The 12,879-nt window shown below is 53.9% G+C and carries 14 protein-coding genes; 7 read left to right on the top strand and 7 right to left on the bottom strand.

Translation table 11 applies throughout. From position 1 onward, the window contains the following. Positions 1-19: 19 nt before the first annotated feature. Both ACO6S1_RS07255 and ACO6S1_RS07250 read right to left on the bottom strand, forming a co-directional pair. Positions 20-322, bottom strand: a complete 303-nt coding sequence (locus ACO6S1_RS07255) for an RNA-binding S4 domain-containing protein (protein WP_422345641.1) — start codon at positions 320-322, stop codon at positions 20-22. A 9-nt stretch (positions 323-331) separates the two neighbouring features. Beyond that, complete coding sequence (locus ACO6S1_RS07250) at positions 332-3,079, bottom strand: helicase-related protein (protein ID WP_422345640.1); 2,748 nt, start codon at positions 3,077-3,079, stop codon at positions 332-334. Positions 3,080-3,307: 228 nt separating this feature from the next. Between ACO6S1_RS07250 and ACO6S1_RS07245 the strand changes: the two genes are divergently transcribed. Then, entirely contained in the window at positions 3,308-4,882 is a 1,575-nt protein-coding gene (locus ACO6S1_RS07245) for a M23 family metallopeptidase (protein ID WP_422345639.1), read from the top strand. 11 nt (positions 4,883-4,893) lie between these two features. Here ACO6S1_RS07245 and ACO6S1_RS07240 read toward each other — a convergent pair whose 3' ends face one another. Then, entirely contained in the window at positions 4,894-5,208 is a 315-nt protein-coding gene (locus ACO6S1_RS07240) for a hypothetical protein (protein ID WP_422345638.1), read from the bottom strand. Between the two features lie 115 nt (positions 5,209-5,323). Between ACO6S1_RS07240 and hemB the strand changes: the two genes are divergently transcribed. Genes hemB through ACO6S1_RS07225 form a run of 3 tightly spaced genes read left to right on the top strand, consistent with a single transcriptional unit; the run spans position 5,324 to position 7,435 of the window. Further along, a complete protein-coding gene (hemB, locus tag ACO6S1_RS07235; protein ID WP_422345637.1) occupies positions 5,324-6,331 on the top strand; it encodes a porphobilinogen synthase in 1,008 nt (335 codons plus the stop codon). Continuing rightward, entirely contained in the window at positions 6,324-6,881 is a 558-nt protein-coding gene (locus ACO6S1_RS07230) for a GNAT family N-acetyltransferase (protein WP_422345636.1), read from the top strand. Before hemB ends, ACO6S1_RS07230 begins: the two co-directional genes overlap by 8 nt. Then, positions 6,878-7,435, top strand: coding sequence for a gamma carbonic anhydrase family protein (locus ACO6S1_RS07225; protein ID WP_422345635.1), 558 nt, complete (start codon positions 6,878-6,880; stop codon positions 7,433-7,435). The genes ACO6S1_RS07230 and ACO6S1_RS07225 overlap by 4 nt, the downstream gene beginning before the upstream one ends. Positions 7,436-7,442: 7 nt before the next feature. Here ACO6S1_RS07225 and ACO6S1_RS07220 read toward each other — a convergent pair whose 3' ends face one another. Next, on the bottom strand, positions 7,443-7,961 hold the full coding sequence (locus tag ACO6S1_RS07220; protein ID WP_422345634.1) for a hypothetical protein: 519 nt from the start codon (positions 7,959-7,961) through the stop codon (positions 7,443-7,445). Between the two features lie 229 nt (positions 7,962-8,190). On the opposite strand from ACO6S1_RS07220, the gene rplU reads away from it, so the two are divergent. From rplU to ACO6S1_RS07205, 3 genes are all read left to right on the top strand, one after another. Then, positions 8,191-8,727, top strand: coding sequence for a 50S ribosomal protein L21 (gene rplU / locus ACO6S1_RS07215; RefSeq protein ID WP_422345633.1), 537 nt, complete (start codon positions 8,191-8,193; stop codon positions 8,725-8,727). A 3-nt stretch (positions 8,728-8,730) separates the two neighbouring features. Then, positions 8,731-9,000: a 50S ribosomal protein L27 gene (rpmA, locus tag ACO6S1_RS07210; RefSeq protein WP_108811240.1), complete on the top strand. Its 270-nt coding sequence runs from the start codon at positions 8,731-8,733 to the stop codon at positions 8,998-9,000. Positions 9,001-9,199: 199 nt separating this feature from the next. Next, entirely contained in the window at positions 9,200-9,751 is a 552-nt protein-coding gene (locus tag ACO6S1_RS07205) for a GNAT family N-acetyltransferase (RefSeq protein ID WP_422345632.1), read from the top strand. A gap of 5 nt (positions 9,752-9,756) precedes the next feature. On the opposite strand, the gene ACO6S1_RS07200 is transcribed toward ACO6S1_RS07205, so the two are convergent. The 3 genes from ACO6S1_RS07200 to metK form a co-directional block, all read right to left on the bottom strand. Next, complete coding sequence (locus tag ACO6S1_RS07200) at positions 9,757-10,719, bottom strand: metal-dependent hydrolase (protein ID WP_422345631.1); 963 nt, start codon at positions 10,717-10,719, stop codon at positions 9,757-9,759. A gap of 187 nt (positions 10,720-10,906) precedes the next feature. Next, positions 10,907-11,602: a tRNA (guanine(46)-N(7))-methyltransferase TrmB gene (gene trmB / locus ACO6S1_RS07195; RefSeq protein ID WP_422345630.1), complete on the bottom strand. Its 696-nt coding sequence runs from the start codon at positions 11,600-11,602 to the stop codon at positions 10,907-10,909. A 29-nt stretch (positions 11,603-11,631) separates the two neighbouring features. After that, a complete protein-coding gene (metK, locus tag ACO6S1_RS07190) occupies positions 11,632-12,843 on the bottom strand; it encodes a methionine adenosyltransferase (protein ID WP_422345629.1) in 1,212 nt (403 codons plus the stop codon). Positions 12,844-12,879: the final 36 nt, after the last annotated feature.

Raw genomic sequence — 12,879 nt, 5'->3', positions numbered from 1 at the left:
GTTGGTTTTCAGTCCTAATTCATTCACCAGTGCGCAGCCTTTCAAAACAACTTTGTGCATCGGGCGCACTGCCCCGTCGCAGAGGCAATATCGCTATCCGGATGACATGGACTTCACGGCCTTGCGGAATCGTAAGTATATCTCCCTGTCGTACCATCAAATGTGCGCGATCAACCCGGCGGCCGTTTAGCCGGACGTGGCCTTTATTAGCCAGTTTCTTCGCCATTGTTCGATTGCCCGCAAAGCGCAGATACCAAAGTAGCTTGTCGATCCTGAGCGCAAGGGGATCAGGTTTCGTCTTCGCGACTTTTTTGCCTCTCAAAGCTGCATCCTATTTTTTCATTGCCTCCTTAAGAGCTGCCAGTTCGGCAAAAGCGCCGCCGGCAGTTGCCAAGACCGGCTCAGACTTGCGTGGTTGAAACCCGCTTTTCGGCGAGCGTTTTCCATGAGGTTTCTTGTTGTTGCTTTTCTGCTGTTTTCCTGAACGGGCTTTACCCATTCCTTTCCAACGCCAGTGAATCGAGGGTGTTTCCGGTGGCGTAGCGTCATCTGATTTCTGTGATGCATCAGAGCCATCATCAGTGACCGTCTCAGTCGAAGTAGCTGGCACCACTGACTGGTTGGTGGCAGCATCAGCCGGGTCTATTTTCTGAGACTCAGCGGCTTGTGGTTTATCATCCGTTTTTACAAACCCTGCCATATCCAGCAGCGCTTCATGCACCTCCTGAGATAGCCCAAGAGACGTTGCGAGTGCGGCATCAATGGCAAAAACCGGCCCGGCCTGCCGAGCCTCATGTGCTTGCTTGACCAGACGCTCGGCCATATCGACCCGCACATATTCTCCGCCAATTTTGCGAAAGCCTAGCCGGCTTGCATGATCTGGTGCAGCGAATGTCCAGTCCTTGAGATGCACGGCATTGTCGCCTGGAAGAGCGATCATAGGCTGCTCATCAAGCGCAGCGAACAAGGCGTTGCGCCAAAGAACGGCACCCGGCTTCATCAACGCGTGATGAAATATATCAAGGGCACCAAAAACCAGTCCGCCGCGACGCGCCACGCCCCGCATATCATTGTCGAGTGCCCGGACAGCCTGATCAACCTGACGGCGCATGATAATGCCCCCCGCTTCAACGATCTGGGCGAATAAGGCACGGACCGAAGCAGGTGTTGTCGCATCATTGGCCATCGCATCAATCTTGACCAAACCGTCGAGATGTTTCGCTTTCATCGTTTCGACCCATTGCTTGATGCGCTCTTCGGCTTTTTTGCTGTTTTCGGGTGATACATCCTTGATCGCACGATCGAATTTGATCTCTGGATGGAGCAGGTTCTTACCCTTGGTCAAAACGGCAAGTTTCGCCTCCTGCCAATAAATAACCGGATGGCCGGCCTCGTCGGCAGCCAATACCAGTTCGCTATCAGGTGCTTTTGCCAATGCATCGGCCTTGTCAGTCATAATCGATCCCAAATATCTCTCCGCTGCAGCAAGCAGCATCTTACGGTCTTCTCTCCGGCTATCCGAAGGCACGACAAATTGAAAGCCCTTGAGCGTCCCAATTTTTAGCCCGTCAACCAATACTGTACCATCGTCTTCCAGTCCAACATCCTGCGGCAAGGCACCTTTCATCAGCCCCCGCATCAACACGCGGGTGCGTTTATCGACAAATCTCTGCGTCAGCTGGTTATGCATGGCATCGCTCAGCCGTCGCTCCAGCAACCGCGTCCGCTCCACCATGATATCGGCTTGTTCAACCCAACGCGATTTTTGCGCGATATAGCTCCAGCTGCGGGCAGCAGATATGCGTGCTGCAAGAGTAGATATGTCGCCTTGGACATTTTCCAGTCGAGATATCTCCTGAGCCATACGCGCATGAGGAATACGGCCGTTTCCCTGAGCCAGATAAGGCCATAACGAAGCCACAAAACGCGCCTGATGATCCGCGCCTATCTTGCGAAAGTCTGGAATGCATGCTGCCTCCCAAAGCAAACGAACCATATCTTTGTCAATTGCCAGCCGATTGACGTCCGGATCTTGTGCCAGACGCTTTAGCACCGCCAAATCAATGGCTTCCGGCGCAGCCTGAAGCAGTCGGTCTTTCGGTTTGTCTTCCAAGGATTGAATAAGGCAAGCGATGCTCGCCAAGTCCGGTTCAGCATTCCGCCAATAGAGCCATTCCAATCGCGGAAATTCATGCGCCTCCAGCCGTTCAATTTCTTCCGGCTCCAATTCATCAGAGGACGCTAGCCCGGAAAGAACCCCGAAACTGCCGTCTTTTTGGTGACGCCCCGCTCGGCCCGCAATTTGTCCAATTTCCGCTATTGTAAGACGCCGACGCCGGCGACCATCAAATTTCCTCAAGGCAGCAAAGGCAACATGGGAAACATCCAGATTCAAACCCATGCCAATAGCGTCAGTAGCGACGAGATAATCGACCTCGCCATCCTGATACATTTTTACCTGTGCATTGCGCGTCTGCGGGGATAACGATCCCATGACAATCGCAGCACCGCCATGTTGGCGCCGCAGCATTTCGGCGATGGCGTACACATCTTCAACCGAAAAGGCGACAATAGCGGATCGCCGCGGCAGGCGAGACAATTTGCGGGGGCCGGCATAGCTGAGGGTTGAAAAACGGGGACGGGAAATAATCTCCGCATCTGGAATCAGCCTCTCAATCAGGGGCCTGAGACTATCAGACCCCAGGATCATCGTCTCGTCGCGGCCGCGAATGTTGAGGATGCGATCTGTAAAGATATGACCGCGCTCAGGGTTAATTCCCAACTGCGCCTCATCAATGGCGACAAAACTGAAATCCCGATCGATCGGCATTGCCTCTGCTGTGCACAAAAACCATCGTGCGTCCTTCGGGATTATTTTTTCTTCACCGGTTACCAATGCGACGCGGTTGGCGCCCTTCAGAGCAACAACGCGATCATAGATCTCGCGGGCAAGCAATCTTAGCGGAAATCCAATCATCCCGCTTGAATGCGCGCACATTCGTTCCACCGCCAAGTGAGTTTTGCCGGTATTTGTTGGACCGAGAACCGCGATAACAGGAGACTGGGAGAAGTCGGACATTTGTTTTACCTCACCGCATCTGGAGCGAACTGGCAAGCAATTTCCATAAGGAAATATCGAGAATCGGGCTCTTTCGGCCGGATATCTGCGATTTTACACGGTTTATCGCATGGCCATGGGTTGAAGCCCGATCTTAATTTGACATTAACCCTATTCCTTCACAGAGACAGAAACACTATTGCGATGGAGTTCTATTTTTTGCGTATCGAAAAATAGCATTGCCAAGGGGTGCATTTGTTCAAGAGTAACGACATGCTTGCCGATCAGGGGAATGGGGCTGCAGCCATTGCAGCCGAAGCACCTGCGCCTGCGTTTGCTGCACCCGAACAGTTATCCGAATTGATCGAAGAATGGCGAGAACAAATTTCGCAGACCGACTGGGTGCCCGATCTCGGCAGAGATATCGGCAGCCTTACCTGGCTTCGTGGTCTGGCAACACTGTTGCTTTTATGCGGCATTGCCATTTCCTGTTTGCCAGACTTTGGACCGATCAAGGGACATCAAAGCCCGGCATTGACTGGATTTCGAGCGGATCAAGCGCGGTCGCAGACGATTGCGCCTTTAGCTTATGGATCGGACACTGGCATTAGAATGGCCGCGACGGACGCGGTCCGGCCGCTGGCACAAAGCCCCGAACGCCCATCTATCGAACTTGTTGCAACCCTTGGCCGCGGCGATAGTCTGCGACGCGTGTTGCAGCGCGCTGGCGTAGCCAATGCGGAGTCTCGCCAGGTTACAGAGCTGGTTGCCAGCGCTGTACAGCTAGATGAGATAAAGCCGGGCACAAAAATCGACGTAACCCTGGGTCGAAGGCCTGCGAAAAATCAACCGCGGCCACTTGATCAGTTGGCGTTCCGGGCGCGCTTTGATCTTAATCTGGAAGTTCTTCGGAACGGTGACCAACTGAAACTGAACCGCAAACCAATCATCGTCGACGATACGCCGTTGCGGATCAAAGGTGTGGTTGGATCCAGTCTGTATCGATCTGCTCGCGCTGCTGGCGCACCTGCGGAAGCGGTACAAAAATATCTGCAGGTCATTGGTAAAAAAATGTCCGTCTCACGCGATATTCGTTCGACAGATGAATTTGACATCATCCTTGGATATCGCCGCGCTGAAACCGGTGAAGTCGAAGTTGGAGACTTGCTCTACGCTGGTATTGAACGCGACGGCAAAGCGAAAGCGCAAATGTTGAAATGGACAAGCGGTGGACGCGCCAACTGGTTCGAAGCCTCTGGCGTTGGTCAATCAACCGGTCAGCTGGTCCGCCCAACCGGTGGCCGCAAGACATCGGGCTATGGAATGCGCCGGCACCCTATATTGCGTTACAAACGCATGCATAGCGGCATTGATTTTGGTGGCGGTTATGGCGCGCCAATATATGCCGTAACCGATGGCGAAGTCACTTTTGCCGGCCGCAAAGGTGGCTATGGCAAATTTGTCAAAATCAAGCATAGTGGTGGCCTGGCTTCTGGCTATGCCCATATGAGCCGCATCGCTGTGAGCAATGGTCGGAAAGTCCGCAAGGGACAAATAATCGGCTATATCGGCTCTACAGGATTATCAACTGGTCCGCATCTTCACTATGAGCTTTATCGCAATGGCCGGACCATCAACCCCAACTCGGTGAGTTTTGTGCAACGAGCAGAACTGAGTGGTCGGGAATTGAAACGTTTCAAAGGTGAGCTTGAGCGACTGCAGCGGGTAACACCTGGCGCAGCTCTCGGCACCTTGAAGAGCGCTTCACGCACTCAGACGAAACAGCGCGAAATAAATCGACTGGGTAAGGAATCGATTAGCTAGGCCTTGCCGGACTAGATATCGGCCAGGCAGATTTCCATTGCGGCGTCCAGTTTAGCCTCAGGTGGATTCATTTTCTCGCTCATGCCATCAAGACTTTTGTCCAGTTCCTCCGCCAGACATGTGCATACCGGGGTAGCGTCTGCCTCACTTGCGCCAGCCTTTTTGGATTCGCTAACACATCCGGCGACAAATTCGGTATTCCAACTCTCATCAAAGCCTTTTGCAAAAGAACCGGCCAAGCTGTTTTCATCATCTGCACTGCCGCAAGCGATCAGTGCGAAAGGGATCGTCAAAGCGAAGAGCGAGCTGGTATTAATGGGGCGCATGGATCATCCTAGGTGATTGAAATCAAGCTTATGATCCCGATAAGCAGCGATATTGCAAGCATCTAAGCTGTTATGGCATATTGAGAAGCCCCACAGGGTCCGCTAAGGCTGGCTTATGAAATCACCCTCAACACCCTCTTTCCCCCGCACCCGTCTGCGCCGCACGCGTGCTTCCGCCTGGAGCCGTGCGATGGTGCGCGAAAATGTTCTGACGCCTGCGGATATGATCTGGCCCCTGTTCATTGCGGACGGAAACAAGGTTGAGCAACCGATTGACTCGCTCCCGGGTGTATCGCGCTGGTCTGTAGACCTGATCGTCGAGCGCGCCAAAGAAGCCCGTGATCTGGGCATTCCCTGTGTCGCGCTGTTCCCAAACACTCCGACGGACAAGCGTAGCGACGATGGCGCTGAAGCGCTCAATATCGACAATTTAATGTGCCGTGCAACCAAGGCCATAAAAGATGCACTGGGTGATGATATCGGCGTACTAACCGATGTTGCGCTCGATCCCTATACGACCCATGGACAAGATGGACTGATCGACGCCAGAGGCTATGTCGAAAATGATCGCACCCTCGACATGCTCTCCAAGCAAGCGTTGAACCAGGCCAATGCCGGCGCAGATATCATCGCTCCATCCGACATGATGGACGGACGCATAGGTGCCATTCGCGACACGCTGGAACTGGCGCATCACCACAATGTCCAGATCATGTCCTATGCCGCCAAATATGCCAGCGCCTTTTACGGCCCGTTCCGTGATGCAGTGGGGTCCAGCGGCACCCTGAAAGGGGACAAGAAGAGCTATCAGATGGATGCCGCCAATAGCGACGAAGCAATGCGCGAAATCGCACTCGACATTGCCGAAGGCGCCGACAGCGTCATGGTCAAGCCGGGCCTTGCCTATCTTGACATCATCCATCGTGCCAAGACAGAGTTTAATGTACCGGTATTTGCCTATCAGGTATCGGGCGAATATGCGCTGGTCGCCGCCGGTGCGGCCGCTGGTGTCGGCGACCGCGATGCATTGATGATGGAAAAACTGATCGCGTTCAAACGCGCTGGCTGTTCCGGTATCCTGACCTATTTCGCCGCCGATGCGGCCCGGCTGCTCCATGAATGATGTCATATTAGAGACCGAGCGGCTGCGGCTACGCAATTGGCGGGATGAGGATATCGAACCGTTTATGGAATATCTCAACACACCCAAAGTCACGCGATGGCTTGGCGGCGTGCAGACACGCGAGAAATTCCTGGAAGCGGTCGAGAGAATTAGAGGCTATGATCGGGATTTCGGTCATACCTTCTGGATCGTCGAACGAAAATCAGACAATACCCTGCTTGGATTTTGTGGTTTGAAGCGAGTCAACGCACCGCAACCCAAGCTCACCGGCGCCTTTGAAATTGGCTGGCGTTTGCGCGAGGATGTCTGGGGTCAAGGCTATGCCAAAGAAGCGGCCACCGCGACGATGGACGCCGCTTTTACCCGGCATAAAGCGCCGTTCGTCGTTGCCCTTACCGTTCCGGGCAATGAACCGTCCCTTGGACTGATGAAACGGCTGGGCATGACGCACCGGCCAGAGCTGGATTTTCATGATCCCAATTATGGCGAAGACCTGAACCCGACCGTTGTTTATCGTATAGAAGCCAAAGACTGGAAACCAGACGCATGACTGAACCATTAATCCTGCCTTTCAACGGCAAAACACCGAAGATCCACGAATCGGCATTCATTGCGCCGGGTTGCAAGATCATCGGCGATGTCGAAATCGGGCCCGAGGCCAGCATCTGGTATAATTGCGTTATTCGGGCAGACGTGAATTTCATCCGGATTGGCGCGCGCAGCAATATTCAGGATGGCACCACCATTCACTGTGACAGCGCCACCCCGGCCACTCCAAACGGCCATCCGACAATCATCGGTGACGACGTGCTTGTTGGTCACATGGTCATGTTGCACGGCGCGACACTGGAAGACCGCGCTTTTGTCGGGCTCAGCACCACTGTCATGGATGGTTGCGTCATAGAGGGCGACGGAATGCTGGCCGCCGGTGCGATATTGACACCCAATAAACGTATTCCATCGGGACAGCTTTGGGCTGGATCTCCAGCCAAATATATGCGCGACCTGCCTGAACCGGCTATTGCAGGCATGCGGATGGGCGTTGCCCATTATGTCGAAAACGCCAAAGCCCATCAAGCAGCGTTGGAAGCCGCTCAAAAATAAAGTTCTTTTAGCGCATGCCAGATATTAGCTGGTCAATCTCTCGTTGCTGACGAGATACTTGCGCCTCAACTTTTTCGCGCGATCTGGCGATCAAAATGGCCGCGCCTTTTTCTTCGCCTGAAAATTCTTCATCCAAGCGCTTCATGTAAAGCGAATCGAGATCGGCCAGGGCGGATACCGATGGGCTGCGATTCATTTCCAGTGCGGAAAGTTGCACCTGCGCCACCACCCAGGATTCACTCGCTGGCGCAGAACCACGCGCCGCTGACACGCTTTTCTTAACGCCGGGCAGACGTTGCAAAAAGGATTCATGGGCCGTGTCGCTTTGTTGAACCGCTTTATCGACGGCATTCTTCAATACAGGCGGCAGAGCCTCCATTAGAGCCGGCTGCGTCGTATCAATGTCTGGAATCGCAGGAATATCCTCGTAAGGCCGCTTCGCGAGGGACGGAAAGTCGCCTTCTTTCATGGCGCAGGCAGACAAAGACAGGCCAAGCAATGGCACCAAAAAAGTAGATGATTTCATGAAATCATCTTTACGCCGAGGCGTTTGATGCGGCAATGGCCTTTATGCAGCTGTGGCAACATGGCCAAGGTGATATGATACGGCCGCAAATTCTTGCCTGAAAATCGGCCAATACCGGTTGACACAGCCATGCCCATCTAGTAGCTGCGCACTCTTTCCAGCGTGAGCCGAGAGACTCGCGTTTCCTTGCTTGCGCGCTGGAACCACAAGATTGAAACGGAAAAATGCCATGTTCGCAATAGTGCGCACCGGCGGTAAACAATATCGTGTTGCCGCAGGAGATATAATCGCAGTCGAAAAACTTGCTGGTGAAGCGGGTGATTCGGTAACCCTTGATGATGTTTTGCTGGCCGGTGACGGCGGTGAGATGAAAGACGTCAAAGGTCTGACCGTGGCTGCTGAAATTGTTGCGCAGGAAAAAGGCGAGAAGGTCATCATCTTCAAAAAACGCCGCCGGCATAATTATCGCCGCAAGAATGGCCATCGTCAGCAGCATACTGTGCTGAAGATTAGCGCAATTGGCGCGGAGAAAGCTGCGAAAAAAGCAGCTCCCAAGAAAGAAGCTGCCAAGCCTGCTGAAGACAAGCCAGCTGCTGAGAAAAAAGCGGCACCGGCCAAGAAAGCGGCGCCAGCGAAGAAAGCCGCTGCTGCAAAGCCAGCGCCTAAAAAGGCTGCTGCTAAAACAGACGCAAAACCAGCTGCAGCCAAAAAGGCTCCGGCAAAGAAGCCAGCCGCTAAAAAGCCGGCTGCGAAGAAAAAGGACTAAACCATGGCACATAAGAAAGCAGGCGGTTCCTCGCGTAACGGCCGTGATTCAGAAGGCCGCCGTTTAGGCGTCAAGAAATATGGCAGCGAAGCTGTTGTAGCCGGCAATATTATTATCCGCCAGCGCGGCACCAAGACCCATCCGGGTCGCAATGTAGGTATGGGCAAAGACCACACCCTATTTGCGCTCATTGATGGCAAAGTGGAATTCCACAAGGGCAAGCTCGGCCGCAAATATGTGTCTGTAGATGCCATGGCAGAAGCCGCAGAATAACCGGACAATCGATAACGGGTTGTCCTTTGAGGGATGACCCGGATGGTTCAAAAGAATCACCAAATTTCAGGGAGAGGGTCACCCCCTCTCCCTTTTTTTGTCTCTCCCTGTCGAAAATGTCACTGCGTTGTCATCGCTCCATTGTAGGGGCGGTCAGACCAACGCAGGGGCGGTTAAAATTTGACTTTGGAGAGTCCCGATGTTTGCTAGAACGCCAAGATTATTATTGAGACCAGGTTGGCCCGAAGACGCTGACGCGCTGTATGACGCCATCAATGATGAAGCGATTGTCCGCAATCTGGCGAGTGCGCCATGGCCTTATAACCGCGATGACGCCGATCAATTCCTTTCGCTGCCACAAAAGCCCAAAAGTCCGCGCTGGCTCATCTATCGGCGGACGGCTGGTTCTCCCTGCCTGGTTGGCACCTGCGGCATCGATGTCATGACCGATGGTAGCGTGGAACTGGGCTACTGGATAGGCCGCGACCATTGGGGCTTGGGTTACGCAACCGAAGCGGGTCGTGCTGCGCTGGAGACGGCAAAAGCTCTCGGCCATCGCGAAATAGTCGCAAGCCACTTCGTCGACAATCCCGCGTCGGGAAATGTCCTGACCAAGCTGGGATTTCGTCGCACTGGGCGCACGACGCCGCGTTTTAGCAAGGGGCGTAACAGCTCGGTCGCTGCCGTTGAATTTCAGCTGTCACTGGAAGGTGATATGGAAAGCGATGTCGTACGACCGCTTGCCGCGTGAGGCTGTTATGCAACTTTGTTTAAGCGCTTCTTCGCATCACGTTTGCCTAGAGTGGCAATAGTTTCGTTCTGCTCAGGTTGATCCATGATCGCGGCCTCATATTCACTTTCGGCCAGCTGAATCAGGTCGCGGTCATCTTTGTTCCAGGGATGGAAGCCAGGCAGGAAAAACTGGAACCAAGGCAACAGCGTCCGCCGGAAGGGAGCGGGGCTGACCAATGCATAGTGCAGGAAACCAAACCATGCGCGCGGACCGGAAATTCCATCTTGCCGCAGAAGGTCAAAAATTCCTTTGGTGCGGTTTTTGGCGAAACCCATCGAAATGCGAATCATGAACAGCGATTTGGTGGCCCAACGCCGTGTCCGGCTCCAGTCTCTGGTCGCGTATAGCCAGGTATCATAAGCAACACCCTTGTGCTCGACTTCTTCGGATGCATGCCAAAGCCACATTTTGCGCTGTTCTTCATCGGCATCCTGAAAATGCCGGGGATTGGCAATAAATTCCGCCGCCATGATTGCGGTCAGATGCTCAAGGCAGGTTGTCGCGACCAGCTGCATGATGAGCGGCTTGCTCGCAATATTGTCGATGACATTGGTGAGCGTTTGTTCCAGCCGCGAAATATCAAAGTCCGATTCTTCAATATGCTTGTTAAAAAACAGATGCTCACGGCTATGAACCGCTTCTTGCTGCACAAAGCCACGAATTTCCCGCGCCAGTTTTTCGGGCACTTCGTCGCGATATTGCTTGAGCACCTTCATGAAAAACGTTTCACCCTTCGGGAAGGTGATCGACAAAGCGTTGAAAAAGGCAGTCGCATAGGGATCACCACCAACCCAGTGCCGTCGCTCCATCGCCGCATTCGCGAAGTGCCGGTTACGGGATTGAATATTCAGATCAGCCGGGGTCGCGCTTCCCACGATTGCGGGAGCGGCATCTGCCACGTCAGTATCTGGTGAAATGTCGCCCATTTCTATGTGCCGCCTCCTTGAAAATCCAATAGCTGTGCGACCAGTTTTTGGTTAAGCAATCTATAGATTGGGAGGGTTAATAAAATACCTACGGCGGCGAATAAATTCGGGGTTAACTCGCTGTTTACAAAGCAATTCAAATATAGATTGCAGTAAAACGACGTTAACGCGAAACCGCGCTACACACTCATCTGCGTTGGTAGCGGAAATACCAGACTTCGTGCCCCTGGCGTCGCGCCTTTGCCTCATAGCGTGTTTCCGGCCAGCCGCCCGGACGGATCATCCAGCTTTTCGGACCTTCGGTAAGCCAGTTAAATTCGTTGCGCTGGTTCATGATCATCATCGCCCATTCCAGATAGACAGGATGGTCGGTTCCGAAGCGGAATTCTCCGCCCGGCTTCAGTTTGGCCGCGATCAGATCAACCGGACCATGGTTCATGAAGCGCCGTTTGGCGTGGCGTGCCTTTGGCCAAGGGTCCGGGTGCAGCAAATAGACAAAGCTCAATGTGCCATCGGGAATACGTTCCAGCACGTCGAGCGCATTTCCCATATGCAGCCGGATGTTGGGCAGGATGCCCTCCCGGATATGCTGCAATGCGCCAACCACGCCGTTGAGATAAGGTTCACAGCCTATGAAACCATGGTCCGGAAGCATGTCAGCCCGCGCGGCCATATGCTCGCCAGCGCCAAAGCCGATTTCGAAATGCAGCGGCCGGTTGTCGCCAAATAGCACAGGTGACGATACCGGCCCCTCTGTCGGCACGCTTATCTGCGGCAGCAGTTTTTCGACCAGCTCGACCTGGCCCTCGCGGAGCGCATGGCCTTGTCTCCGCCCATAAAGCTGGCGAATGGTCGTCGGATCTTGATTTTGCTTGCTCGTCATCCGGGGGCGATTAGCACCGGTTGCCGGAATTAGACAGCCGCTTTTAACGCGTCCACCAAATCGGTCTTTTCCCAAGTGAAAAGATCACCATCAGCCTTGCGTCCGAAATGCCCATAGGCCGCTGTCGGGCTATAAATCGGTTTGTTGAGGCCAAGATGGGTGCGAATGCCTTTTGGCGTCAACCGGACCAGCTTGGGCAGTATTTCTTCCAGCTTCTCCTCGCTTACTTTTCCGGTACCATGCAAATCAACATTGATCGACAAAGGCTCAGCAACGCCAATGGCGTAAGACAGCTGGATCGCACAGCGTTTGGCAAGTCCCGCTGCAACGATATTCTTCGCCAGATAGCGCGTGATATAGGCTGCCGAGCGATCCACTTTAGTGGGGTCTTTGCCCGAGAAAGCACCGCCGCCATGCGGGCTGGCCCCGCCATAGGTATCAACGATGATCTTCCGGCCGGTCAGGCCGGCATCACCGTCCGGGCCTCCAATTTCAAAGCGTCCGGTGGGGTTTACGTGAATGACTGTATTGTCGGTGATAAAGCCATCCGGCAGTACCGAATGGAATACGCTCATGACATATTCGCGCAATTCCTCATATAGAGCCGGATTGTCGCTGTCCTTGTAATAGCCCGGCGCGTGCTGGGTTGAGACAACCAGGGCGGTTGCTTCCACCGGCACTTCATTAACATAGCGCAGGGTTACCTGACTCTTGCTGTCCGGCTCCAGAAACGGTGCTTTTCCGCTGTGGCGGTCAGCCGCCATCTGCTTCAATATCTGATGTGAATATTGCAAGGTCGCTGGCATGAGGTCAGGAGTTTCATCACTGGCATAGCCGAACATAATGCCCTGGTCGCCTGCGCCTTCATCCTTGTTGCCGCTTTCATCGACGCCCTGTGCGATATGGGCGGATTGCGGGTGAAGGTGATTTTCGAAAGTCAGGTTCTGCCAGTGGAAACCGTCCTGTTCATAGCCGATTTTCTTGACCGTCTCACGAACCACAGTCTGGATCTCTTCCTGTGCGCCGGGCGCCCAGTTGCCATCGGTGTCAATCATGCCCTTGCCGCGCACTTCACCGGCCAGAATCACACGATCCGTAGTTGTCAGCGTCTCGCAGGCCACGCGGGCTTCGGGATCCTTGGACAGAAACAGGTCTACAATCGCATCAGAAATCTGGTCGGATACTTTGTCCGGATGGCCTTCGGAAACAGATTCGGAAGTGAAGATAAATTCAGAACGCATGGTTTTTCCTAGTATTTACCGCCTGAGGGCGCGGGA

It is taken from the genome of Parasphingorhabdus sp. (assembly GCF_965233695.1).
Classification (GTDB): Bacteria; Pseudomonadota; Alphaproteobacteria; order Sphingomonadales; family Sphingomonadaceae; genus Parasphingorhabdus.
The sequence above is the reverse complement of the archived record's forward strand: the minus strand, read 5'-3'. Positions and strand labels throughout refer to the sequence as shown.